General features: G+C 43.5%; 20 protein-coding genes. 3 read left to right on the top strand and 17 right to left on the bottom strand.

Annotated features, from left to right (window positions below; translation table 11 throughout):
* Positions 1–25 precede the first annotated feature (25 nt).
* From G519_RS47425 to G519_RS0112955, 16 genes are all read right to left on the bottom strand, one after another.
* Positions 26–1,225: an S-layer homology domain-containing protein gene (locus G519_RS47425; protein WP_051253361.1), complete on the bottom strand. Its 1,200-nt coding sequence runs from the start codon at positions 1,223–1,225 to the stop codon at positions 26–28.
* 349 nt (positions 1,226–1,574) lie between these two features.
* Positions 1,575–2,081, bottom strand: coding sequence for a hypothetical protein (locus G519_RS0113045; RefSeq protein ID WP_029195073.1), 507 nt, complete (start codon positions 2,079–2,081; stop codon positions 1,575–1,577).
* Between the two features lie 18 nt (positions 2,082–2,099).
* A complete protein-coding gene (locus tag G519_RS0113040; RefSeq protein ID WP_127527618.1) occupies positions 2,100–2,402 on the bottom strand; it encodes a hypothetical protein in 303 nt (100 codons plus the stop codon).
* A 551-nt stretch (positions 2,403–2,953) separates the two neighbouring features.
* Positions 2,954–3,103: a hypothetical protein gene (locus tag G519_RS50170; RefSeq protein ID WP_154669568.1), complete on the bottom strand. Its 150-nt coding sequence runs from the start codon at positions 3,101–3,103 to the stop codon at positions 2,954–2,956.
* A 75-nt stretch (positions 3,104–3,178) separates the two neighbouring features.
* Positions 3,179–3,328, bottom strand: a complete 150-nt coding sequence (locus tag G519_RS50165) for a hypothetical protein (RefSeq protein ID WP_154669567.1) — start codon at positions 3,326–3,328, stop codon at positions 3,179–3,181.
* 235 nt (positions 3,329–3,563) lie between these two features.
* The gene (locus G519_RS0113010; RefSeq protein WP_029195071.1) at positions 3,564–4,466 is read right to left on the bottom strand and encodes a hypothetical protein; all 903 of its coding nucleotides are present in this window, start codon (positions 4,464–4,466) and stop codon (positions 3,564–3,566) included.
* Positions 4,467–4,469: 3 nt separating this feature from the next.
* Positions 4,470–5,480 (bottom strand): hypothetical protein, encoded by a 1,011-nt coding sequence (locus G519_RS0113005; RefSeq protein ID WP_029195070.1) that lies wholly within the window; start codon positions 5,478–5,480, stop codon positions 4,470–4,472.
* Between the two features lie 7 nt (positions 5,481–5,487).
* Positions 5,488–6,936, bottom strand: coding sequence for an ATPase, T2SS/T4P/T4SS family (locus tag G519_RS0113000; RefSeq protein ID WP_029195069.1), 1,449 nt, complete (start codon positions 6,934–6,936; stop codon positions 5,488–5,490).
* On the bottom strand, positions 6,918–8,087 hold the full coding sequence (locus G519_RS0112995; RefSeq protein WP_029195068.1) for an AAA family ATPase: 1,170 nt from the start codon (positions 8,085–8,087) through the stop codon (positions 6,918–6,920). The genes G519_RS0113000 and G519_RS0112995 overlap by 19 nt, the downstream gene beginning before the upstream one ends.
* 16 nt (positions 8,088–8,103) lie before the next feature.
* A complete protein-coding gene (locus G519_RS0112990; protein ID WP_029195067.1) occupies positions 8,104–8,895 on the bottom strand; it encodes an SAF domain-containing protein in 792 nt (263 codons plus the stop codon).
* A 24-nt stretch (positions 8,896–8,919) separates the two neighbouring features.
* Positions 8,920–10,173, bottom strand: coding sequence for a GGDEF domain-containing response regulator (locus G519_RS42845; RefSeq protein ID WP_051253360.1), 1,254 nt, complete (start codon positions 10,171–10,173; stop codon positions 8,920–8,922).
* A 12-nt stretch (positions 10,174–10,185) separates the two neighbouring features.
* Positions 10,186–11,628 carry a hypothetical protein gene (locus G519_RS0112980; RefSeq protein WP_029195066.1) on the bottom strand — a complete coding sequence of 481 codons (1,443 nt, stop codon included), beginning with the start codon at positions 11,626–11,628 and terminating at the stop codon, positions 10,186–10,188.
* Between the two features lie 14 nt (positions 11,629–11,642).
* Entirely contained in the window at positions 11,643–11,876 is a 234-nt protein-coding gene (locus G519_RS0112975) for a helix-turn-helix domain-containing protein (RefSeq protein WP_029195065.1), read from the bottom strand.
* 291 nt (positions 11,877–12,167) lie between these two features.
* Positions 12,168–13,271 (bottom strand): hypothetical protein, encoded by a 1,104-nt coding sequence (locus G519_RS0112965; RefSeq protein ID WP_029195064.1) that lies wholly within the window; start codon positions 13,269–13,271, stop codon positions 12,168–12,170.
* A gap of 1,560 nt (positions 13,272–14,831) precedes the next feature.
* Positions 14,832–16,121 carry an FtsZ/tubulin family protein gene (locus tag G519_RS42840; RefSeq protein WP_064743443.1) on the bottom strand — a complete coding sequence of 430 codons (1,290 nt, stop codon included), beginning with the start codon at positions 16,119–16,121 and terminating at the stop codon, positions 14,832–14,834.
* Positions 16,122–16,142: 21 nt separating this feature from the next.
* Positions 16,143–16,520, bottom strand: a complete 378-nt coding sequence (locus G519_RS0112955; protein ID WP_029195063.1) for a hypothetical protein — start codon at positions 16,518–16,520, stop codon at positions 16,143–16,145.
* A 969-nt stretch (positions 16,521–17,489) separates the two neighbouring features.
* Between G519_RS0112955 and G519_RS0112950 the strand changes: the two genes are divergently transcribed.
* From G519_RS0112950 to G519_RS0112935, 3 genes are all read left to right on the top strand, one after another.
* Positions 17,490–18,920: a hypothetical protein gene (locus G519_RS0112950; protein WP_029195062.1), complete on the top strand. Its 1,431-nt coding sequence runs from the start codon at positions 17,490–17,492 to the stop codon at positions 18,918–18,920.
* A gap of 439 nt (positions 18,921–19,359) precedes the next feature.
* A complete protein-coding gene (locus G519_RS0112940; RefSeq protein WP_051253358.1) occupies positions 19,360–19,836 on the top strand; it encodes a hypothetical protein in 477 nt (158 codons plus the stop codon).
* The gene (locus G519_RS0112935; protein WP_029195060.1) at positions 19,833–20,462 is read left to right on the top strand and encodes a hypothetical protein; all 630 of its coding nucleotides are present in this window, start codon (positions 19,833–19,835) and stop codon (positions 20,460–20,462) included. Before G519_RS0112940 ends, G519_RS0112935 begins: the two co-directional genes overlap by 4 nt.
* Before the next feature lie 97 nt (positions 20,463–20,559).
* Here G519_RS0112935 and G519_RS0112930 read toward each other — a convergent pair whose 3' ends face one another.
* A complete protein-coding gene (locus tag G519_RS0112930) occupies positions 20,560–21,645 on the bottom strand; it encodes an RNA-guided endonuclease InsQ/TnpB family protein (protein ID WP_029195059.1) in 1,086 nt (361 codons plus the stop codon).
* Positions 21,646–21,695 lie beyond the last annotated feature (50 nt).

The following is a 21,695-nucleotide window of genomic DNA, read 5'->3' as shown; positions in this document are numbered from 1 at the left end:
CCCTCCCCCTTATAAAACGAACATCCTATTTACCGGAAGGAACCCAGACAGATGTGATAGTACGAGTTGAGTCATCTACTGGTGGTCTTGCAGGAGCATTCAACTTAATTGAGATATACTCCGCTGTTTCAAACCCTGATTTGGGCAAAATCATGCATTGCATATCCCCACGTCTATTTTTGAATACTGTCGCAAGTGTATTAAGCTCTCCTTTAGCTAAAGCAGTTGGATCTGGACTTTTGAATCCATAAATAGATAATCCAACCTTGCCATTCTCAGCATAGGCAGCCGTATCTTTGACATAATCCACATGACTCTTAACCAAGATTACATAGCTGTCCGGATAATCTTTCACCAAAGGCATTTCCCCTTCTCTACCAGGAGCAAACCAATGCAAATCATTGATATCCCCAAGAAGTCCTCGATTGGGGTCGTTTGGATTGGCCATATCAATTACTACGACTTGATCAATTTCGCCCTTGAACTTACCATCTGCAGTTTCCAAAACCAACTTATCCGGAGTCCATTCACTGGATTCACCCTTAGTACCGGCAAAGATTGGAATCATCGAAAACAGGTTCGTGCGCCTAAACGCAAGCTCTGCATTCGATATCGCCAACTTGTCGGTTTCCAGCTTTCCGCCACTATTCAAGCTAAGAATGCGTTCGATGATAGTAACGGATTGGGCGCGGGTCGTACTTCCATCCGGAGCCAATTCCCCGTTCGCAAGTCCTTGAATCAGCCCCTTGCTTGCAGCCGTGTACATTGCCCCTTGATCATTAATGCTAACGTATTTTTGCTGCAGTGTAGGATCGGTTGCTCTGACTGCAATTTTCGACATTTCAATCCTGGAAATCGGCTTGTTGATGATATCGGTATTGATAGAATCCTCTCTCACAATACCCTTCTCTACTGCCGCCTTAACATAGGGAACGTACCACTCCCGACCATCGGTACTACCGATAACAGGAAGCTGAGTTGCGGTTACAACCATTTTGATAAACTCCGCGGTGCTGACGTAATTCTCCGGCCGGAACGATCCATCGCCGTAGCCGTCAACGTATTTTTTCGTAATCGCCGTTGCTACGGCCTTTTTTGCCCAGTGATCTCGCATATCTGCGAAACCTGTTGGGTTATCGTCTGCTCTTGTAGGTACTGCGTTTACGGTAGACGCAAGCAGAACCAAAGCAGAAAATGTCAAAATGTTCTTTTTTAGGCTTTTCAATTTGAACAACTCCCTTTACCCTTTATGATTTATGAGAACATCCTAGTAAAGCTTTCCTAGGATGGACCGAATCAACTTCTATACTCTCACTATATCATCGGCACTTTAACACTTCATTTTTGAGACATGCTGAATTTTAGATGGGCTCAATTCAAACCGTCAACATTTCTACTAATCATCGCGGTTCCTCCTTCCACTATCTCGAGGTGCGTGGGTGTCGATATTTTACAAACAGAAAAAGCACCAGCAAACAAGGGTATCCCCTTGAATGCGTGGTGCTTCCCGCATCGGTTAGTAGCTTATACGTCTATCAGATATTATAAAAGGGTGTTTCTCTTTTGGCAACCACCTAATACCCTTTGTATTCGTGAGAACTTCCTACAATAAAACTACGGTCCGTAGAAAATGCAAAGGGACGCGGATGGCGCATTGAGATGATCGCCACAATACTCGGACCCACGATCGTATCAACGTAGCCATAGGTCGTGTTATTGTAGGTACACGGAAACCCCGCAGGACTACCGGGGCAGCCGGTTTCAAGTTTGTCAACCACTAAGACTTTCAATTGGTCAGACGTGCGAAACATGTTCGGCGCAATCGGTTGATTGTTTACATCAAATTTCAGATTTTTTTGTAGCGTTGAGTTCAGCACGTTATTTGAGTTGGTCGTGAAGATAATTTTTCCGTTTTTCGCAAGTTCATTCTTATCTATTTGCATGGCGGCATCATGAGTTGCAAGATCGAGAGTGTTTTTCAAACGATTATAAGCCGTGGCAGTTGTATGATTATCCATCTGCCATATCCAGAGCATCGCACATATTGCCGAGGTAAATAAAAGAAAGATCGCCCACTTCATGGTTCTGCCTCTTTTACATTATGGGATATATTCTGACATCTCCGTTGCGCTGAATTTGTAGTTTCCCGATGGCGTGTCCGTTCCAAACCAGTTCAGCAAGATAAACATTGATCCTATTGGGTATTGTACTGTAACGTTTACATCTATGCCTCGGGCTACCCTCCCCGATGTGCTTCCGGTGACAACAAGACTTGCTGTATTGAATTTTAACGCCTGCAGCTCCGTCCGCATGCTGTTGATGAGGGTGGGTGATAAATACCCATCTCGTGAAGCGAGTTTCGCATATTTGTGAGTAATATTTTCTAAAACAATTCCCCTCATGTGAACCACTTCACTCAGAAACGGTTGAAACATAAAAAATACCATAAAGGGAAACACAAGTAATAAGGTTATCGCCTGTTTCATAGTTTTCGAGGGAGAGTATTGCCCTCCCCCTCTACCCTCCATTTATTGAAACATATTTTGGTAGTGCTGTTTTGACCGGTCTTTTACGTCCTTTCCGTCCTGCCAAACGGTAGGAAAGGCTATAGCGACCAGACAACTCAGGGCAAGCGCAATTAAGAGTATCTTTACAATTACTTGCTTCATTATCTGACGCCCTTTCTGCCCTTGTGTTAGTGAGGGACATTTTTCTCCGAGAGCTTTACAGAGATATTAGTTTCAGTGGTTTTCGCTGTCGGGAACATATCCGAAAAGATGAATGCTGTAAAGGCCGAGCATACAAGAGCGATTATTAGAATCTTCATGATCACTTGTTTCACAGTCTAACCTCCCCGCTGATTAGTTTTTGCGGGATCATTGTGCGTTGTGACATCGCGTGTGTCGTCGGTTAAGTGATTGCTTCCGTTATCTCCAATGCGGAGAGGGGGGCGTCATGTTTGTGGAATCACAGAGCGTGTCACTTCGCTATCCTTGCGTCCATCAACCGTACCGCTGTCAGTCCAGAGTCCAGTTGCAACCCATAAGGTGAATGCTGATAATCCGATTGCGATAAGCAAAACTTTAATGATTACGTCTTTCATAGTTTGTTCTTCCTCTCTTATGATTCTATTTTTTTTGCAAATTATGGCTAGAGAGCCACCTTTGAAAGCTCAGTATTAGGTTTGCGGAATCGTGGAGCGGGTAACCTGAGTGTCTTTACGAGTGTCAACCGTACCCCCGTCTGTCCATAGTCCAGCTGCAACCCATAAGGTGAATGCTGATAATCCAATTGCGATGAGCAGGACCTTAATGATTACGTCTTTCATAGAAATTGCCTCCTTTGTTGTCAGTTATTTATTTCAAATCTGAAAAACAGATAGTTGATTAGGGTGGGGGAGGGGCCAAGCTAGTCGAAACTCTTGTGTGCGATCGGTCTCTGATTGTTTTACTGTCTCCCCAAAGGCCAGTTTCACTTGCCGCATATACGGTTATCGCTGAAAGAGCAATAGCGATAAGCAAAACTTTCATAATGACTTCCTTCATGTTTCCCGCACCCCCAAGCTAGTTCATGTTATATGTATAGGACATCATATCCTTATACTCCAGGTAGTAGACAAACAGCCCACATATAATGACCATCATTACCCCCGAGAAGGTTAGCATATAAGCAATAACGCCTCTGTCCCTCATCGCTCCCCGGTAAGCTTCCTGCCTCTTCTTCTTCAACTCCTCATATCTTTTTTCCAGAATCTCGGCCACTTCATCTGGTGAAGATTGCTCGACTTGAAAGAGTATTTCGGCAAGCGATTCCGCTTCCCGCGTACCTGCGATCTTTGCGAAGCTCCGGAATGCTTTTTCCTTGTTGTACGGATCCCGCGGATATTCTTCGAGAAACCGATCGACTGCTGGCCGAATGTAGTTCAGGAAGCGGCGCATATACAGAAACATGTGGTAGACATTTTGCTTTGTCGTATTCTTATCCGCATACTCATTGGAGATAAGTTGTTGAAGAATAAAAATTTCAGCATTCTTTTTCCGCTCAAATTGAACTTTCATGCCTTTCATAAGGTATTCGATTGGAAACGACTCCCGGAGCTGCAAAGCAATATACAGAAGTACCAGCAGGACAAGCCCGAAGATCGGGTACCTTTGATCCATGTTCATCAGGTAACGAATATTGAGGATCACAGCCAACGATAAAAAAGTGATATCACGGAGCAACCGAAATTTCGTTGGCGTAATACCCGCAGCGATTAATCCTGCTTCCTCAAACTGCTGAATCATATCCGCCCGTTTATAGAATTCGACGACGCCTTCTTTCTGGGCCTCGAAGTATTGCCTCATTTGTGTCCAAACTGACAGCCTTCCTGGGGCAATGATCAACCGAACGGATCTGAGAATATAAGCGACGAGTATGAGAGGCAGGACATAAAGACTAACAAGGATTATGGTATTAGCTTCCATCCCTCACACCTCATTTCGTGGTTTTTGAATGATGTAAGCAACAAGAGCACATATCAACGTAAATAACAGGGTGAACACAACCATCCGTATGCCCTGCGTTGTCTGGAAGTAGTAATGCCAAGATTTACCCATCGATGGAAATTGATTCAAGTAGATCACTGCTGGGAAGAGAAATGCGGGCAGATATGCCAACTGGATTGTCTCCCTGTTCTCGGACTTGATCTCCTCTGTTATCTTGGCCACTTCACTCATATCTGTGACGAGCCATCTAAGCCCCTGTTCGATATTGTCGCCCTGTTCTTCGGACTTATGGATCAGAATTCCTAATTGTATTGCCCACGTCGTATTAATTCTGAAAATGAAGAGCTCGATCGCGTCCTCGATTTTCGCAGTCCCTTGAAGTGCCGGTAGCAGCTCGACGAGGGCATTCAAAATATCTCCTTGCAATCCTTTCGTCGTTTCGAAAACCGCATAATACAGATTTCCTCGGTATTCGGAGTATTTAAGGATCAGCGTGTTTACAGCCGGTACAAGGTCATAACTGTTTTTGACCCGAACCCGATGAAGTCTCATACGCAGAAAGCAATATGGCAGAGAGCTGGCCATCAACGATATGAAGATAAGCCACTTGTCGAACAGATCCGTGTAATGAAAGTTGCTTCTATCGAACAACCCCGTCCAAAAACCATACACAAGGTATGTCACCACAAAAGAAGCGATCGTCGTCATGATGAATTGTTGAAGTAATTCCTCATCACTCTCATCACCGGTCTTGATCGATCGAGATAAGAGTGTCAGGTGTCTTGCCCATTTTGCTGTGGGTTTATCAGGTTTTGCCTGCGCATTGGACGTGGGTAATCCTCGGAAACGTACCACACGCAGAACCTTAGATACAGGGAATAACAACCTTCCCAACAGATACACCATTATTAAGGGAACACCAGCAATAAGAATAGCTCGTATTGCAGGGTCAAGTATTGTTTTGATATGTTCCAACATTGTATGCGAAATCATCTTCACCTCACCCCTTGATCGGATGTTTTAACGACAGCTTTTCAAGAAGCTTTTGCATGTGTTCGGTTTCCGTTGGGGCATATTTTTCTAGAATTGTCAGAATACGCTCCGGAATAAAGTTGGAGTATCTCCACATGCCTTCTTTCCGATCCCACTCCACCAAATCATGCGTCTTAAATTCTTTTGTGTTCGGGTTCCAGTCGAAGACAGATAGCTTAACAAGCCGCTTGCTCCTGTCCTTCATCTCTTCCATCACGAGTGCAAAGTGGATGTTTTTTGCTGCCCTCTCATACTGTGCAAGATGAGCTTTATTAGGATGCTCGTCCAAAATAACGTCTGCCAGCTGCGATGGTATATTATCCGGATCTGGAGTATGGTAGGTCGTAAGAGCTCCCGGCAACCCCCGCTCACATGCTTTCAAGAAAATTTCGGCTTCCAGTGAACGGAGTTCGCCGACAATGATATACTCATAATCGCTTCGGAGCACAAGGTCGAATATTCTCGATTTGTTGTCCTCTGTCATAATGAACTCCATGACTTCGTTCTTGGGATAGTGTTCGGAAATCTTCAGCTCGTCAAAGTCCTTTTGAATAATGATCATCTTGTCATAACTTTTACGCTCAGCGATCATTGCCGATAACAGGGTACTCTTTCCGCTCTTTACCGGCCCGCAGAGCATTGTAGTGCCCCGCCCTTTTGCAATTGCTCTAAGTATGTCAACCACTTCGTATGGGAATGTTCCGTAGTCCGCAATATCCTCCAAGTTTACGCGTTTGATCGTGTAATGCCTAAATACGATCATCGGGCGTTTTGTCCATGGAGGGATAACGATTGTCACGCGCGTCCCATCCGCCATATCGATCTGGAGTGACGGGTTATGCGGGTTAAGTGAAGTCAAGGGACTTCGGAGGCTGAGTTGCTTTGCGACCCTCAATACATCTGCCTCAGAAGCATATGAGATATCCTGCAGTTCCTCCATCTGGCCGGGGATTTCGAAGAAGATATTGGTTCCAATAATCCGGGCGGCTTGGGAGTCTTGATATTTATCGTGTTTCCACCAGGTTGAGATTGGTCCAAGTCCATATGTCTCTTGATATACCGCCTCCACGATGTCCGTGTAATACGAAGGATAGGAGCTTCCGAGCAAGTTGTTTCTGCGCAGATATTCTTCGATTTCCCGTTTGAACCAATCAATTGCCGTCTTCATACCAATGATGGATTCGTGCTGTTTGGTGAGCCACGATGTTTTCTCGTGATCCTTGCTGTTTTCAAACCGTTCAGTAAAATGCTCAGTGGTTGCCCGCTTTATCTTGTTGAAGAGCGAATCCGATTCAACGCGAGGGGTCGGATCTGCTTTTCTGTCCTCCTCCACAAGAAATTGCTGTTCTTGAAGGTAATCGCGGACATTAAACCGCTCTTCGCGCCAACCCCACTCTCTTACGACAGTAGCTTCCATAAACCCGTCTTCTCCTTCACTGTCGTTCTCCCTTGGGTTCCGATCAGTCGCCCAAGTACAATGTTGCCGAGCGCATCAAAACCTGCATTCGCCTTCTTCTTCACGTTTTTGTCTCGACTCTCGCAAAGCAGTTTCTTTTCAATTTCGCAGATCATGCCTTGAACACCGAAGTCTGGAATTGCTTCGATTACCGGCACTTCCATGATATTTTGAAGAGCATTTGAGTCGATTGGGAGATCCAAATTATAGCGGTTTACAACGAGCAAGAACTCGTCTGTTGTAATCCCAAGAAGACGTAGGATATCGTTGTTCATCTGGCTCCACAGTTTGGCCGACACAGGTTGTTGACTTCCAACGAGTAATTTAACTTCTGATTTGATTAACCCTTGAAGTGTAACGTTATTGCACGGTGAGAAACCGACATCGAGAAGTACGATATCAAACTGATCGGCAGCAGCCGAGATGACATGCTCGACTTCCTCCGACTTGAAATACCCACGCTTTGTGAAGTCTTGATTCCCTGCAAGGTAGTGAAACTTTCTTTCGTCGTCATAATGCATGTAATTTACCAGTTCACTTGGCTTAATAATTTGCCGGTTGTCAACGATTGAGGCGTACATCTCGTCAAAGCTGTTACCGACATAGTTCTCGACGAACGTAATTCCAGGATTGTATTGGTTTAGCCCGAGAACGCAAACTGTATGTTCGTTACTTTCTGAAATCTTCTTGGCGAGGTTAAGTGCAATTGTTGTTGCTCCAACTTGGGGGTGCGTACCTAGTACGGCGCAAACATTTCTGAGGCCCCTCGTTTTACTTGCAATGCCCAAAACTCTCTGAATGATTTGAGAGTTCGTTTGTCTCGGGTGGATCGGCTTTATCCCATGCTGCTTACAGAGGGCAATTTTGTTTTCTATAATCGAATTCTTCGGACTATTGGAGATCAGATAAAATTTCTGTTTAGCTTTGAAATCTTGGGCAAATGCAGATAGCATAAGCGGCTGTACTTCCCTGTCCGAAATAATCAGAATGTCGTACTCCTCATTCCGAGAAGCTTCGGAAGCTTTTGCAAAGATAAAATCTGTTTCAGTGTCAAATTGCTGGTATTCCCTGCGTAGGTTGGAGTCTTCGCCGATAAACATTACCTTTTTCATATAAAGGGCCCTCCTTTTACTGATAACTGATGACGAACTTATACGTGTTTTGAGTCAACTTATAAATCATCGCCCATTGTTCCGGGGTAACGGCTAATTCCAGACGTGCACCAAGATTGGATGAATTAATCCTCGGAGCAGAATCTTTTACCGCGTTCGAGTTCGCAGGCAGTGCATCAGTGATCTCATTTGCCGTGTTGTCTTTGAAATAAGCGACTGTCAAACCCTTAAGTAGCTCTCTTGCCTCGGCCAATATTGGCGCGTTTGGATCATCTTTCATCCCTCCCGCCGTAACGCTTGCGCTTCCCTGCACACTATTTGACTGCTGATTTGCAGTTGCCGTGAAGTCAACCCTTGCGTTCTTGGTCGTATCGGCTACCGGCAGCAGAGATACCTTATCCAATCGGCGGAGAGATTTGGGGAATGACATAACCCATTCTGTCGGGATCTCGATGATCATTTCGCCTTCCTTCTTGACCACCGTATTGATCTTATCCGCATTGAATTGCTCGTTCTTACCCATCGGTGCTTGAGTTTCTTTGCCTACGATTGTGTCTGGATCCACAATAGCTCCGCCAACCAAATCGCTTAATCGTACTCGTTTAATCGTTAGGTCTTCCGTACGGATAACTGTATGAAGCGGTATTTCCTTTGTTGTTACAACAACTTCTTTTGAATCAACTTTTTCAGAGTAATTTTTAACATAATAATTTACCCCTGCCACATGACCTATAAAAATCGCTGCATAAGTTACGACAACAATTAGCAGCCTAACCGATTGCGGTAATTTGATGAACCAGTTTTTCAAGTCGTTCATCCTTCCGGTTTTTTGTTAGTTAAACATCTGTTTTATTCCGATTTCTATGTCCACCTCCGAATATGGCACTCTGATATACCAATCGATGCCAGCAACGATGCTCTGAAGTATTTCGTCTTCGGATTTGCTCTCAGTAACCCACACTACTTTACATCCTGATGATAGCTTTTGTGTTCGGAACTCCTCAAATTTCAAACGGTCCAAGTTTTTGTTCAATGAGATAATGCATATATCGGCATGCAGGAATTCGACTTCCTCATAACCCTTAAACTCAACAACTTCAATCGGCAGTCCTATCGCATCGCTTTTCAACATTGATGTAATTTCCGTATTCCCGATGACGACCGCGTGGATCGGCTTGATTTCGTCCGCCTCAACTTGGCTCATGTTTATGTTGGAGAGAATCACTCGATTTCGGCCTTGTTCCTTGGCAGCATAGACCCCGTCATCCGCAGATTTTATCCATTCAGGGACAGTCATGCCGGTTTTCCATTCGCAAACTCCGCACGAGAATGTAATGAAGTATTCTTTACCTTCATGCTTAGCGATTGGTGTCTTTCTTATGTACTCCAGGATTTCATGCACCCTCTGGGATGCCTGCTCACCGTTAGAATTAGGAAGAAGGATAACAAATTCCTCTCCCCCATAACGAGCTACAATATCGGAGGACCGCACTTGTTGCTGCAAAGCGGCACTCAATCCTTGAAGAACAAGATCCCCGATATGGTGGCCATAGTTATCGTTGATCGATTTGAATTTATCAGCATCGATAAATGCAACCGAAATCGGGTATCCATTCCTTTGTGAACGTTGCAGTTCGAGCATGATTTGATGGTCAAAATAGCGGCGATTGTACGCTTTGGTCAGCGGATCCCGAAATGCCATTTCTTCGAAGCTGCCAATTCGATTGATCCATCCCCTGACTCTTGCCAGCAATTCCTTCTGATTCACCGGCAGAAGCAGGAAGTCGTCCGCTCCCTTATTGAAGCATTCTATCCGGAAAGCATCGTGGTTTTTGCGTGACAGGATAATAAGCGGCAGCCATCTTGTTTCTTGTTGTCCTTTCAATGCCCCGATAAATTCAAGGTGATCATTATTCGGACCATCATTGGATAAAAGCAACGCCTTAACGTTCGTTATGCTCAGGCATGTATTTGCTTCTTCCAGAGAAGCTCTAATGATCGCTTTGAATCCTCCATCGGAGAGAATCTCTGCGATCTCGTTCGCGGTAGACGGGTCTTCTTCTATGAGCAATACAGTTAGTTCCATACAAGTCCCCCCTCAACCGCCGAACAATTTGCCGATAAGTCCGCCTCGGCGCTGCTTTTTCAATTGGCTTATTGGGTAATCCTTGGGAACAATTCGATTAATTACCCCATACAAGGCATAGATCAAATCACCCCGAATGTCATCGTCATCAGCGATTAACTTGTTGTTCCATATTGAGTCGATCACGGCACTATACGGAAACTCCTGAATCACCGATATCGGAGGAAGCGGCAATGACCGCAACCATTCATTGCGGTTGGTGACCTTCACATCACGATTAGCAATGATGTTTGCCGGCTTACCCATATTGCGAATTTCAAATATGACATCCGTATTTTTCTTGGTTTCTTGCCTAAAGAAACGGATAGGAAGAAGCGGATCTACGATGCAGAATATTTCATCTGCGCTCAGGCAAGTTTCTCGCACCGTTGGATCACTCCATTTGTGCGAAACATCGAGCAGCACAATTGGCTCTTTTACGTGGTATAGCATCTTCAAAGTATCATCGGAGGACCACTCGTTTGTCCTTTTCAAACCTTCCGGATGAATCGGATACCAACTTGTATTTCCCTCGTTCCACTCCACCCTACGGTTAACGATGACCCCATTCTGCTGAACCTGCTCCGATAAGAACTTATATTCATGGGGGCATTTTTTTTCTCCAAATAACAAAGAGTATAAGACCGGATCTCCAGTTGGATGTTCTACAACTGCATTGCTAATTCCGATGTGGTGAAGAATGCGTGATAGCGCCAATGTCACAAAAGTTGAGCCGGCTCCGGAATACGCGCTGCCAATAGCGATTAATTTGGGCAAAACCTTAATTTCGCGGACCTTTTCCACGATTTGCACTACTGGCTTTTCAACAATCCGTTCTCGCTCAACAATTTTCTCTTTCTCAATAACTACCGACTTGCTTGTTGTCTCTATGGCAACATTTATGCTTCTCGCGCCATCCGTCGATGCAGTTCGATTTCGCCACTGGAGATCTGGATTTACTTCTCGCAGATGCTTCACATCGGCGAACGTTTTGGCGTACTCCATTAGCGTCACGAACTCGTCAATGTTTACATTGGTCGATGCGTTTCTGGTGAATATGTTATATATGCCAAATGAAACAAGCTCCGCTAACAAGGGATGTCCTTCACTTTCATCGCTCAGGAAGAGAAAGCGCATGTCGGATTGCCTTTCCCGAATTGTCAGGATCGAGTCCGAAAGAAGTTCCAGCCTCTTTCCAAGCACGTTGTTCTTTGCAATCGAACTGGAAATAATCAAGCCGTAAATCTGTGTCCCTTGAGCAATTTTCTCCTCGATGGTTGGAAGCAAATGCTCAAGTACGACGATGATTTCTATTACTTTCAAACCTCTATGCTCAAGTTTCTTTTTCATTTGCTCGGCAAATTTCAGGTCTTGGTTGGCTATGATGATATTTTTTGTTTGTTGTACGCTTTCCATATCAATCCCCCCTTTTACCGTTTAGCTTCCTTGTTATGCTGATTCCAGATTGAGTGCCCCAACACACGCTCGATTGCAGATTTTAATTGCTCATTAGGTTCCTCTATACCCGCCTCAATGCGACTGATCTGCATTTGGTAAGTGAGCTGTTTGGGATCCGTCTCATTTATAGCCATCGCCAGCTTTTCTTGACTCATCTTCTTTCGAATTCTGCACAACTTCATCATTTCGCCTGAATGTAGCTCCACAGGCAATTTACTCCTTTCTCGAAGCAAAAAAGCACGCCGAGCAACCCAATTACGGGTTTCTCGGCGTGCTTCGCCTACATGTGATTTATATTCGATTTCGTTTATTTAAACAGATTCATGTTCCTATATTACCGCCATCCACCTATGGTGTCAATGTTTGGATGATCGCACGAATTAGAAGGCAATATCGAAAGATTTCTTAAAAAATTTATTGCCCCTCTCGGGCATCTTCTCATGTCCTCTGGCAACACTGTTTAAGATAAAATATGCATCACTTGGGATGCCCATTTTCTACTCCATATATTCTTCTTTTACAACTTGCTCATAGTTTTCCCGTTTATACTTCCTAATAAAATTTTCTCGTTCTTCCCAGTTTTGATCCTTTCGGAAAAAACCAACTTTTTTCATACGAACTGACTCTGGCTGCGCATTCCACGCAGCGATAGCTCTTTCTTCGAGTTTATTATCAATCTTCATTTTCGTAAGCATGTCGTTGGATCTTTCATACGTAAGTTCTTCAAGCGTTTTTACTGCTGGCAGGTATTTATTGATATTTTGCTCAATTGTCGATTCTGCAATCTTTGTTGCTGACTGACGCAGTTCGTCGGAATCTCCGTATGATTCCAACTTACCCTTTAATTCTGTCACGTTTTCGTTAACACCGACTATTTCTTCTTCATACTTCCGCGTTATTTCATCTAGAGCCCCGCGATCCTTCTCACTTTGATCCTTAAGTCGGCTGATTTCATCGTCGAGGTGCTCCAATTTTTGCTGAGTCTGCTCTGTTTCTGCTGGAAGAAATGATGGTGCCATTAACTCAATTTGTTTCTCGATCAGCATTCGTAGATCAACTTGAATCTTTCCATCTACCTGAGAAACTGCACCAGCAGCTGTAAGTTGTGTGAACAGTGATTCCATAAATTGTTCATATAAAATGTCCTTCTGTGACTTCGGAGTTGCTGGTGATTGAGGGTTGTTCGTACCCTGCCCTCTTTGAATAACAGATGGGCTATAAGCCTTTGTTCCGGCTGTCTCATAGATCAATGCCGGCTTCATTCCATTCTTTCTTAGCAATAGAGCCATTTTGAGTTTGATTACACCTTGGTAATCAATGATTGTAGTTCGTGAAAGGTTCCTGGTTTGCAAGTAGCTAGACAGTTCTTTAACAAACGCACGCATAATACCAGGCGTTGATAAGTAACGAGAATCAGCTTCATTTAAGCAAAACCATTTCTCAAACTCAGTGGTTGTATATTCATGGCGTTCCACAAGTACCGATAGGGTTTCATGATCAAAAAGCTCGTCCACAAGATTCATTCGTTGAATCGCATCGAAAAGCGGATCACTACCAAATTCCGCTTCGAGGCGTTCCCTTGTAATTTGTTCAACTAACACACCAATGCCTCCGATCGACTGCTGCCTACTTTCTGCTAACTACCTCTATTTTATAAGATTTTATTAGTTTTTATCAACGTAAATTTTCAGATATTTCATTTGATTTTGTTACATTCAACTTATTTTTATGATCTTTTAAATATTTCTTTATATTTTTACGATTTTTTCATTTTTTTTAATTTTTTTTATAAAATTTTATGATGATAAATTTTAAAAAAATTTCATAAAAACCTATGTAATAGGGGAGAGGGCGCTTTGGGAAGAGTACTTTGAATGACAGGGTGATTCAGTAACAACTGGCCTCTACTGAACAGAATGCCGGCTCCGACCGGGAGAAAGGGGAGAGGAAGCAGCGCTAAGCGACCGTACCGAGGCGGATGGAATTCTGTTCGTGGCTAGCCACTAAAGGTAGACTTCAAAGGGAAGAGGGGCATTAGCTCTAATATTGACTCGAATTGTGTTTTCACCCATTTTGTTTTTTATGAATTTTTATGATTTTTTATTAGATTTTATTGGAATCTTCGTGTATTCGTTGAATATTTTTGTGGTGTTGCAGATGTTTTCCGTGCTGCTTTTAGACTAAAACTCTTTATTCGAAAGTTGAGGATTTTGTAATTCAAAAATACGGTTGGCAGTAACCACTGAAAAGAGTTCGCAGGGAACATTGATTCCGTACCGGCTGCGCCGTTACTGATCAGAATGCCGGCTACCAACAACTGACATTCGCTGACGGATTTTTTAAGCTTCCTAAGCCGTTTTTTTGACGTGATCTTATTGCATCAATAATTGCATCGATTCGCTTCAATTATTGATGCAATAAAAAATCCCCAGGGGAGGCATATACCTATGTAATTATTCTTCTTACTTTTTAGTATAGAGAAAAAATCTACGCCGTCGTCATTACTTTATTTAGTGCTTGCACCTTCCAAGCTTGAGGTAGAGGAAGACTGTTCGGTGGGCTTCTTTCTTGTGAAACCATTTAGAGCTGATAGAGTATTGACTACCTGGCTAAAGACGTCATCTTGCCTTTTCTTGAGCTTCTTTTTCTTTCCACTAGCTGATTCAATCGATTCGGAAAGGCCAAGGGACGGAATTTTGTTCGTGGTGCTAATATTGGATACGAATTGTGTTACACCCATTTTGTTTATTATGAATTTTTATGATTTTTGATTAGATTTTATGGAATCTTCGTGTATTCGTTGAATATTTTTGCTTTTCGTAAGCGTAGCACCAACCTGGCAGAAGCGGGGGTGGGATAGTCCCAGTGGATCGTAGTTTGCAGTAGCGGCGCAGCGGTACGGAAACATGTTCCCTGTGAACTCGTTTCAGTAGTGCTTCCCCGGGCCGCTTGCTGCTACACGTTTTATTGAATTATAAAATTGTCAACACCAACAACTGGCATTCGCTGACGGATTTTCTAAGCTTCCTGAGACGTTTTTTGACGTGATCGTATTGCATCAATAACTGCATCGATTCGCTTCAATTACTGATGCAATAAAAAACTCCCCCTGTCAGAAATAGAAGGGGGAGGGGAAGCTGATACCTATGTCATTATTGCTCTTACTTTAGTATAGAGAACGGATCAACGTCGCCGTCATTACTTTGTTTAGTGCTTGCAACTTCCGAGCTTGCCGCGAATGGGTCGTCTGAAGTAGAGGGAGACTGTTCGAATGGCTTCTTTCTTGTGAAACCACTTAGAGCTGATAGGGTACTGTCTACCTGGCCAAAGACGTCATCTGCCTTTTCTTGAGCTTCTTTTGCCTTGTCCACTAGTTGATTCACACGATTCGGAAGGCCAAGGCCAGCTACGATTGTATATATCGAAAGATCTACACCGTTGGGATCTTCGTAGGCAGCAACTGGCTTCTCTTTTGCCATAGGGGATAACCCTTCAATGGTCGTTTCTATGGAGTTAATAAACGACATTGAGAAGATACGTTTTGCGGCGTTAGGATGAGCAACCATACTTACAGCTATTCTGGAGGATTTAGCTAAGTTATATCCATCAGAGAGTGTGCCGCGTTCAATGGATCTCTTGAAGTCCGGTAAAAAAGTAGATTGGTTCGCGGTATCGATTGAGTTAGATGCGAATTCCAATTTACTTATAGAGATAAGGCCAGGTGTTCTAAATGTGTTGAGCAGCTCTGAGCTATCAAAGTGGTAGCCGGCAATGGGATTGAAGCTTGCTGTTACCACGTTAATTTCATGGAGCGCTGTTGCAATGTATTTATTACTGTAATCAAGGTATTCAGAGATACTCGCTTGAGATTGTTCTTTAATGAAGTCATTATAGAGCTTCTGATTATCGACAACGAGAATGCATCCTAGATTATTCATGGCTTTTGCAATCATTTGAAGTCGATCAAGAGCATTTTCAATAACGGTTGAACCTTCATTATCCCGAGGAAGAGTGATCATTAGACCACAACGATCCTTGAATCCATTTGCGTAAAGCATTCTGATAGCTTCGAGAATACTTCCTGTGCCAGTTCCACCGCCTAGACCGCCTGTGACCCACACAAAATCTCGGTCGGCAAAGTATTCGACTGCTTCTCTCTGGATTGTCTCTCTATGTTGTTTGAACGCTGCCTCACCAATTGCAATATCTCGGCCAGCGCCTTTCTCAAAACCAGTTAGTTGCAACTTGCGGACATTACTATGTTCTTTAAACTTTCTCAGGTCAATTTCATTGGTATTGATTAAGAGTGCTGTATAAGGATTATGATTATTGGTGATTTGAGTGCGAATAGTGGCGCTCTCATAGGCTATTGAGCAGCCACCCATTCCTAAACCTAGAAAACCAAACTTCAAGCTTAGACTTAAATCGTTTCTCATTAATACGTTTCTCATTTGGCACCTGCCTTTTAGATTTTATGCTCCTCTTTGACTTTGAATGTGAAGGATGACTTCATCTCCAAGTAGCGATAATTTGTACATCCGGGCTCGTCCCATCTCGGAAACATCCACGAGGCCAGCCCCTTCTAGTTTAGCAGCCATCTCATCAAGCATATGTCTAGATCCAAGAAGCTTCTTTTGACTTTGCGTTTGTTGCTGATATGCCTCATTAACGAGTTCACCGAGTAATTCTTTATTCAAGGGCCTGTTTTCCTTCTTTAGGATTGCGAGAGCCCATTTTCCATGTCCAAGACGGTCAGCAAGAATTGATAGAATCTGCTCTCTTGATAAAATGATTCCCGCCTCCTTTCCTTTAACTAAATATGAATCAATAATTGCATCGATTCGATTCAACTACTGCATCAATACACAAATCATACTCTATTGGATAATATTTCTGCAATATCTTTTTAATAACTTCATAAAACAGTCGATAGCCGTAGAGCACCCGTAAAACCGATTCAGACTAGAAAATTAGATTATCAAGTAGACGATTCTGGTTACTGATGCAGTAGCTGATTATATTGATGCAGTTAACTTACAAATTGAATCGAATAGAATCGATGCAATAAAAATTTTCCCTCTCGTTCCATATCGTGAGGTTAGTCCTCGGCATTACTGTTGGTTTGCGTTAGGAGTCGTCATTTTAACTTCCGTTAGGGACGTATCGAATCGGACGAAATTCTGTTCGTGGCTCGCCACTAGTTTCAGTCCCTTCTTGGAGCATGGTGCGCAGGATCACTACCATTATTTCTTCACGCTACCATTTACCGTGAGGTCGAGGAGCATCTGGACTTCAAAGGGAAGGGGCATTAGCTAATATTGGCTACGAATTGTGTAACACCTATTTTGTTTTTATGAAATTTTATAATTTTTGATTAGATTTTATGGAATCTTCGTGTATTCGTTGAATATTTTTGTTATTCGTAAGCTTAGCAAAACCAAGCAGAAGCGGGGGTAGATAGTCCCATGGATCGTAGTTTGGTGTTGCAGATGCTTTCCGTGCGTATGTTATGTAATTTCTCTGAATGTGAATAATCGCTGTCACAATAATCATGACAACACTCACACTATAACCTTGATTGTAGGCATGACAATGGAGTTGAACAATACCCATGACAACAGAGAGAAATACATATTCATTCCATTAGTCATGTTTATAGTCTATCTGGTTGTCATGTTTTCTATAGGTACATAAAGACCATATACACCAAGGGTTTCGTCGTGATAACGTAAATGACAACGAGGGCGACAACACAGTGCTGATTTTTCAAACCTGAGTTAGTTTGTATGCCCATAGACTTGAATTCGGGAGGGTTGAAAATGCGATTATATCTGGACGGTAATTTTGAGCTTAACAAAATAGAGGGGGCTATCCTCCGGAATCTATATAAGTTTCGGCTTCTGACAACTGAGCAGATTCTGTTTCTTATTTTCCCAGAGCTGGTGACAGATTCATTTCCGATTAACCCGAAAAACAATCCTAGTTGGAGAAAGAATTACCAATCGAAGTATTCAAGGGTTCGTAAGGAGCTACTTCGTTTCGAGGAGTTTAGATTTGTTCGTTCGCAGCATTATAAAGTTATGGCCGGCAGATCTGCTTTATCAGTTTTCACTTTGGATATCGAGAAGTTTAACGTTGTAAAGGATCTTCTGGATATTGACCCTTCCCATTTCGGATCCGGTTGGAACGATGACTTCGGCGATCTTTCGATAGACTTTTTCGACTTTCCAAAGCGGATCGAACATCATTTGGACTCCGTTAATTTTTACATCAGAATGCAATTCTTGAGTCCGCAATTCTCGTTCATGAATGAAATTGACTATGTTGACAACGTATATGCTGCTCGCACGTATTCGCTCGAAAATGGCGATGCGATAAAATTCAGACCAGACGGTGAAATGAAGATACACGGGTTCCGCCAAGAGAAGAAGAATCCGACGCCAGGCTTCCATGCTTGGATCGAAATTGACCGCGCTACCGAGTTTTCAAATGACTTGTCACTAAAGTTTGAGAACTACAGGGGGTTCTTGGCCCACGCAACTGCGACCAAAGCAGCCAAGCCTCCAATTATCATGGTATTCACCACTGCATCAACGAAGATCGGCAGAAGGTGGAACTCCTTTTTCAATGCATATCAATCGAACCTGATGAATTACAGTCCATTCATGAATATGCTCGTTTGTAATGCGGATAATTTGTTTCAGACCCTTTCTTCCTTTACGGAGAGAAGCGGGATGCTCTTAAAGGTCAAGCAGCGGATAGAAGGCGCGGCAAAACCGGACATGGGCTTCTTGGGTACGGTACATATGGGGACGGCCAGAAACCATGAGCACGATCAGGACCCGTTCACAGCTTTACAGCTGGCATGTCATGATCTGCTTGGATGGGCTCCACAGTTTGTGATCACAGAGAACAACCCTAATAGAGTCCAACTATATCTGTTCCAAAAATTTGATGGGTATGAAACACAGGGTATTTGCCGGGTACTGGACTTTCTGAGGAAGTGGTCCCAATTTCCGGATGAGTTAAAGAGGGTAAAGGAGATCGTGCCGGTCTTTTATTTCAAGTACGGCTCTCCCGTCGGAGTTCCAAAACAAATCGATGATTGTACAGATGAGGAGAGGACCGTGTTATCTAGGTCACTATGGTACGGCACAGAGCAGGAAGCGTGGTATGATGAAACGCTCAAACTCATGAAAAGCGAATCGGTTATAAATCCACTAACCTACGGACTCCACCAAAAAGTTTGAATACGAAGACGGCGCCATGAATTCGTTCATGGCACCGTCTTTTTTTGCGCTCATCGAACGCCAGTTGAGAATATATGTTGAGGTATATACGCCAAGGGATGCCTCCCGTTCTATGATATGAACGATTGCCCGTATAACTAACCTATTACTTCGCTTTCTTCGGCTTCATCCGAAGTCCTGTAGCTTGGGCAGATTTTTTCGCCAGCTCAGCGAACACTTTCGCCTGTTCCTTTGTGATTAAAGAAGACTTCGCCATAATTTTAATCCTCCCTCGTCATTCTATAAACCTATTATTGCCACCTTCATAGAATTTTAAGCATATTTTCAAGCTCCCTCTCATAACTTGTCTACTAAGATGGTCGAAGGGACAAACGGACATGTGGTCCTGAGCTAGTGGAGGCGAAGGGGCACTTTTTATAATAGGGGAGGAGAGAGTGTAATGAGCATTAACCCAATCTTTACTGAACCCGCTCCGGTAAAACCGGTTAAAGCGATCTTTACAGAACCCACACTGGTAAAACCGGTCACACCAATCTTGGCTAATCCCAACGTGAAGCTTGACCCCCCAGTGGAAATTCCAGCGCCAACGAGTCAAAAAAAAAGTCGCAGTGATAAGAAACAAGATATTCGGATCTGTGTTACACCAAACCAAAAAGCCCTGATCCGGCTTATGGCCAAAGAATTGAAATCGACGCCAACGAAATATGCAACTAACATGTTGTTAGCAGCCTTATCTAACTGCGCTTCCCTTCCGGAATATCAATACAGCAACACAAAACTCTTTGTCCATGTAAAGCTGAAGCAGCAGGACTATCAAAAATTATTTGAATTAGCGGTAGTACATGATGTATCAGAGAGAGAAGCTGCAACTCGCCTGGTTATGCACATATTGTGTCAGAGGAGTGGTGCCATGTGAGGGAACTAAGCAAACTCAATCTAGTCTCCGGGCGGATCCAAGAATTATCCTCACCTCGCAAGGGTATTCTCAGCACACTATTTGATTCCTTACGCGGATCGTCACCAAATAAGAAAATTGCCAAAGTGGATCTTCGCGTTCGTCTACCTCACCACGATTATGTGCGAGCAGAAATGTTTGTGGGGGATATTATGGAAATGGCCGGTGACGAAGTAAGCTTAGGTGTGGACGAGCTCATCGCGATCCTTTATCAAGACTTCCTGGCAACCGTCGTGAGAGGAGTCAATCAAAAGCAACTCGCAACCAAACTGGCAGAGAAGCGGGAAAAATATTTTCGCCCAGCTGTAAAAGTGGAGGAGTTTGTAAATAATGCGCCTAATCATTGGACGCTATCTGAACAGGTAGTTGCCAAAAAGGTAAAATGGGGTTTTCTTCAGATGGAGATTGCCCGGCATGTTGCGTTCCGAGGCGAAGGGTTCTTAATGGACCTATCATTGATTGAGCCGGGGTTCCATATGACCCTTGAAGAACTCATTTCAATCCTGACTATGGATTTTATTACACAACTGAGAGCCGGTAATGACGCAAAGGTGATCCAACGCATCATCAACAACCTTCAAGGGTAGTGAACCTCTCGTCTATGAATTGACGAGCTTCTCAAATCATCGGGACTCGTAACCTCGTCCCTCCTTGAAGGCCAGTTCCTGGCCTGATTGAAATATGCTACGATACGTTTTGCAAAGCTAGTTTCAAGATGTTAATGGCTGCATTTTCGTCTCGATCTGCAACGTATCCGCAAGAACATTGATGGACACGAACAGCGAGTGATTTTTTGACGATTTCTCCGCAGTTAGAGCATTGTTGTGATGTGTTGTATGGATTCACTTGCACAACCTGACGACCAGCGCTTTCAGCCTTGTACGTCACGAATTGAACAAGTCCACTCCATCCTGCATCAACAATACTTTTTGCAAGGCGATGGTTCTTGACCATCCTTTGTATGTTCAGGTCCTCAAAGGCGATGAGTCCATATTCATTTACTAGCTTTCGCGACTCTTTATGAGCATAATCCCTACGTTGATTCGCTACTTTCTCATGAAGTTTGGCTAGCTCGCGTACAGCTTTACGTCTACGGTTTGAACCGTGCTTTTTCTTCGAAACGGCACGCTGTTTTCGTTTCAGTTTATCTTCGCTTTTACGAAGAAATTTCGGTGATTCTATCCGATCACCGTCTGATGTTACGGCGAGCTGCGATACGCCAAGGTCAATGCCGATCTGTTTTTCTGATACCGGAAGCCGCTGACTCTCGACTTCACAGGAAAAACAAGCGTAGTAGTTGTCATTCTTAACGATGATTGTACATGTCTTGATCCTTCCTTGCGGTTGCCGATGAAGTCGAATACGCACATCACCGATCTTTGAAAGCAGAAGCTGCTTTCCCTCTATAGAAAAACCACTTTGAGGGTATGTAAAGGAGTTGTACTGACTTTCAGGCTTGAATCTCGGATAGCCCGCTTTCTCGGCGTTTTTGACGCGACGGAAAAAGGCTTGATACGCCTTATCCAACCGTTCTACGACATTTTGAAGGACTTGGGAGTGGACGTTTTTGAGTGCTGGTATATATAGCTTTCGCTCTGGAAGCGTTGCTTTTTGCTCATAGTAAGTTAAACTCCGTCCGCTTTGCTTATAGGCAGCTATTCGTTCTGCGAGCAAACGATTATAGAGGAGGCGACAACATTCCAGTACGAAATGAATGTTCTCTTGCTCTTCTTTGGTTGGATACAAACGGAATTTATAAGTTCGTTGCATGAGCCGCCTCCTTCTTCATTTCTTTTAAAAATCAAATATTTATAAATTCG

Source organism: Paenibacillus alginolyticus DSM 5050 = NBRC 15375 (assembly GCF_000422905.1).
Classification (GTDB): domain Bacteria; phylum Bacillota; class Bacilli; order Paenibacillales; family NBRC-103111; genus Paenibacillus_E; species Paenibacillus_E alginolyticus.
Note: the sequence above shows the minus strand (reverse complement) of the source record. Positions and strands in the feature narration are given on the sequence as shown.

Bases quoted from the DNA above. Each gene is read 5' to 3' on its own strand.
- G519_RS0112995 (WP_029195068.1), bottom strand. From the start codon at position 8,087: ATGAAAAAGGTAATGTTTATCGGCGAAGACTCCAACCTACGCAGGGAA.
- G519_RS0112940 (WP_051253358.1), top strand. From the start codon at position 19,360: ATGAGCATTAACCCAATCTTTACTGAACCCGCTCCGGTAAAACCGGTT.
- G519_RS42840 (WP_064743443.1), bottom strand. From the start codon at position 16,121: ATGAGAAACGTATTAATGAGAAACGATTTAAGTCTAAGCTTGAAGTTT.
- G519_RS0113045 (WP_029195073.1), bottom strand. From the start codon at position 2,081: ATGAAGTGGGCGATCTTTCTTTTATTTACCTCGGCAATATGTGCGATG.
- G519_RS42845 (WP_051253360.1), bottom strand. From the start codon at position 10,173: ATGGAACTAACTGTATTGCTCATAGAAGAAGACCCGTCTACCGCGAAC.
- G519_RS0112980 (WP_029195066.1), bottom strand. From the start codon at position 11,628: ATGGAAAGCGTACAACAAACAAAAAATATCATCATAGCCAACCAAGAC.
- G519_RS0113040 (WP_127527618.1), bottom strand. From the start codon at position 2,402: ATGAGGGGAATTGTTTTAGAAAATATTACTCACAAATATGCGAAACTC.
- G519_RS50165 (WP_154669567.1), bottom strand. From the start codon at position 3,328: ATGAAAGACGTAATCATTAAGGTCCTGCTCATCGCAATTGGATTATCA.
- G519_RS0112950 (WP_029195062.1), top strand. From the start codon at position 17,490: ATGCGATTATATCTGGACGGTAATTTTGAGCTTAACAAAATAGAGGGG.
- G519_RS0113000 (WP_029195069.1), bottom strand. From the start codon at position 6,936: ATGGAAGCTACTGTCGTAAGAGAGTGGGGTTGGCGCGAAGAGCGGTTT.
- G519_RS0113005 (WP_029195070.1), bottom strand. From the start codon at position 5,480: ATGATTTCGCATACAATGTTGGAACATATCAAAACAATACTTGACCCT.
- G519_RS0112930 (WP_029195059.1), bottom strand. From the start codon at position 21,645: ATGCAACGAACTTATAAATTCCGTTTGTATCCAACCAAAGAAGAGCAA.
- G519_RS50170 (WP_154669568.1), bottom strand. From the start codon at position 3,103: ATGAAAGACGTAATCATTAAAGTTTTGCTTATCGCAATCGGATTATCA.
- G519_RS0113010 (WP_029195071.1), bottom strand. From the start codon at position 4,466: ATGGAAGCTAATACCATAATCCTTGTTAGTCTTTATGTCCTGCCTCTC.